Here is a 2,589-nt window from a genome sequence, read left to right on the forward strand (position 1 = left end):
TCAGCCATGGTGCCGTGCGCCATGCCAGGCCGGTAGACCGGCAGGAACAGCAATACGCCACCGCCGCCGTCACCAGCGGACTCTTGCACCAGCTGCGTGTGCCCAGACAAGATGGCCTGGTCATTGTTGGCCGACGCTTCCATGGCTTGCCAGCGAACCGGGTCGCTCGACAAATCATAGCCAAAGGCACGCCGGTTGTGCTGGCTGAACGGTTCGAGGTAGAGGCGTGGGGCATAGCTTGCGCGTCTCGCTGGCGGCCAGATCTTGTAGTCGGCATAGCCTTCCGCGTGCACGGCGGCGACATGCCGGGCCACGTCCGCGGCCCGCAGGTTGGCGCTGAAGCCGATCGCCACCCGGCCGGAAAAGCCCGCAATACTTTGCTGATGGCGCAAGTATTCGGCGAAATTCTGGCGATCAACACCGCCGGTCAGCAGGAATAAGCTCCTGACGCCCTCCAGTACCTGTTCTTCCAGACTCAGTCTGGCCTGCACGTTGGCAATGATCTGGTTGACGCGAAAATCGAATTCCGTCTCCAGCACGCGGTGTTGCGATAAGCGCTCGTTGGCCTGCATGAGATAGGTCAGTCCCGAACCAAGCACAAAGACCAGGCAGCACACCCAGAAATGCAATTGGCTGAACCAGCGCTTGTTCAAGTCCTTCATGGCGTGCTCACGGTGATAGCTTGTCAGTGACGGCCGATGCAGGCGCCAGCTGCGTGGCAGGGGGCGCGTTGGAACCTGCGCTGCCGGCAACCTGTGCCGTGCCGGTCCCCGCCAGCGCCACCCGATTGCGCCCCGTCTCTTTTGCGCGGTAGAGCGCCAGGTCGGCTTCATGCAGGAGGGACGCGATGTCCTTGCTGTCGGCCTGCATCAGCGCGACGCCGATGCTGGCCGTAACGGTGATGACATGGCCATCGAACTCGGCGGGAGGAGCTTGCTCGATCATTCTCCGCAGACGTTCGGCCGCCTCAAAGGCATCGTCGAGGCCGGTGTCCGGCAATAGCACCACAAATTCCTCGCCTCCCAGCCGGGCCGGAAAATCGGCGCGCCTCACGCTGTCGCGCATGCAGTTGGCCGTGCGTACCAGCACGGCGTCGCCCGCTGCGTGGCCGTAGGTGTCGTTCACGTGCTTGAAATGATCGAGGTCGATCATCAGCAGCGCCAACGGCCGTTGATGGCGGCGGGCCCCGGCGAAAGCGGCGCCGGCCTGCTGCAAGAAGGCGCGGCGGTTCGCCAGGCGGGTCAGTGGATCCGTATAGGCGATGTCGGTGAGGGCCTGCTCGCGTTCGTGCTGCGCCTCGATGTCGGTAAAGCTGATCAGCAATTCCCGTGATTCCCCCTGCGTGAACGGCAGCATGGCGACCGAGACCAGGGCATGGCGTACCCTCGCGCCGGCCGCCAACGTCAATTCCATACCGCGTCCGTTCAACGCATCGGACTGTTCCGCGCTCGCGGACAGCTCGTCCCAGACCGATGGCTGGGTAAACAGGGCAGCGGCGGTGCGCAGCCGGTCACCCGGCATCGCGCCGAATAGATTTTCAAATGCAATATTGGCGTGCAACAGCATCCCGTCGGACTGGCGCACCTGGGCCAGCGCGACAGGCGCGGTGGCGATGAGGTGCGCCATGGTACGTGCGCCAATTTCCAGTTGTTTCTTGTCGTGATGCAGTTGCACCGTCTGTCGTGCACTTTGCCGCACCATCCTCAGCAACAGCATCACGGTCACCAGCAACAGCACGGCACTGACACCGCTGTAGGCCAGTTCCTTATACCAAGGGGCGAGGTAGTCGCGCTCCGCAGCCTCAACCCGCAGCAGATAGCGGCCGTCAACCAATGGCTGCTCATAGACCAGGTGCCTGATCTGGTCGTAAGGGGAGACCCAATAATTTAACTGTTTCTGGTGACGAAACCGTGTGCGCTGGGCCTCCGGGACGCGCTCGCCGACGACACTGGTCGCCGGGGGATCGCGGAACGCCAGGCGGTCGCCCAATGTATCGATGATGGCGACGACACGATGCTCCCCCAGTGAAAAGCCGTCGCGCTCCTGTTCTTCCAGGCGACGGTGGAACGAGTCATGGCTTTGCAGTGCAAACACGAACGCATGCAGGCGGCCATCCGCATAACGCACCGGGTGCAGGACCAGGAAGCCGCTGGGCCAGGCTGAACGCACGCCGCCACGGTAGATGGAAATGGCGGTGTCGAGCGAGGGATCGGCGCGCAAGGGCGCCACGTCAATCTGGTCCCCCGCACGTACGTCCCTCACATTGTTGGACATGTACAGGACCTTCCCGTCGACATCGGCCACGCCCAATAACGCGATATCGTCGTTATTAGCGGCCTCGTCCGTAAGCATCTTCTGCAGGCTGCGGACATGTCGCACCTCGGCGCGCGCCAGGTCGGCGGGAAAGTGATCATTGATCTGATCGGCGATCATTTTCTGGTCGGTATGCAATTGCGCCAGCTGCAACGCAAGGCTGCGCTTCATGCTGACCGAGATGTTTTGCAATTGCTGGGCAACCTGATCCTCCAGCTGCCGCTTTTGGTAATAAAGCCGCACCATGCTGGTGCCGACGTACAGGCAAGCCAGGAA

The 2,589-nt window shown here is 62.4% G+C and carries 2 protein-coding genes; both read right to left on the reverse strand.

Annotated features, from left to right (window positions below; genetic code table 11):
- A partial coding sequence (locus H3H36_RS26230) for a CHASE domain-containing protein (protein WP_182220978.1) occupies positions 1 to 662 on the reverse strand: 662 nt, incomplete at its 3' end.
- 7 nt (positions 663 to 669) lie between these two features.
- On the reverse strand, positions 670 to 2,589 hold a 1,920-nt coding region (locus tag H3H36_RS26235; protein ID WP_182220979.1), incomplete at its 5' end, for a sensor domain-containing diguanylate cyclase.

This window comes from Rugamonas fusca (genome assembly GCF_014042365.1).
Taxonomy (GTDB): domain Bacteria; phylum Pseudomonadota; class Gammaproteobacteria; order Burkholderiales; family Burkholderiaceae_D; genus Rugamonas; species Rugamonas fusca.